Origin of the sequence: Lederbergia graminis (assembly GCF_042655485.1) — a bacterium.
Lineage (GTDB): Bacteria > Bacillota > Bacilli > Bacillales > Bacillaceae_C > Lederbergia > Lederbergia graminis.
In genome coordinates, this window is record NZ_JBHSMC010000030.1 from 1 (window position 1) to 526 (window position 526).

Sequence of the window (526 nt, forward strand, 5' to 3'; positions counted from 1 at the left end):
AATTGGACTTAAGCGAACAGGAAATATTAGATACTTATAAGAACCGTTGGTATATTGAATTATTCTTTAAATGGTTAAAACAACATATCAAAATAGACCATTTATATAGCAAGTCCCCAATTGGTATTTGGAACCAACTATTTATTGCATTAATTACGTTCGGATTACTAGAAATCATGCGACTGTCGAGGGAACCAAATCGTGAGATTTGGCAATTTCTAAAAACAATACGCCAATATTTAATGGACTCATGGGAAGAAGTTCAAAAAGAATTTAATAGAAAACGTAAATCTAGTAAAGGGAGACAAAAGATACCAGATAAGCGTAGAAAAGTAATGAATTTCGGTTTTGAAAGTGCAATTGTGAGTCCAATATCAAAAGAACATTATACTCGAAAATAAAATATGTAAAAAAAAGGGAACTGATTCATCTTAGAACCAGATCCTCGTTTTTTATTCTAATCCGAAAAGTCAAATGGAAAAATTATCTATTCATTCAATTTATTTCAATCTATGCAACGCTAGTG

General features: G+C 30.6%; 1 protein-coding gene. It reads left to right on the forward strand.

Annotation, left to right across the window (positions count from 1 at the left end; all coding sequences use genetic code 11):
- Positions 1-401 (forward strand): transposase (locus ACFPM4_RS19070; RefSeq protein ID WP_382355351.1); only part of this gene is annotated, 401 nt, incomplete at its 5' end.
- Positions 402-526: the final 125 nt, after the last annotated feature.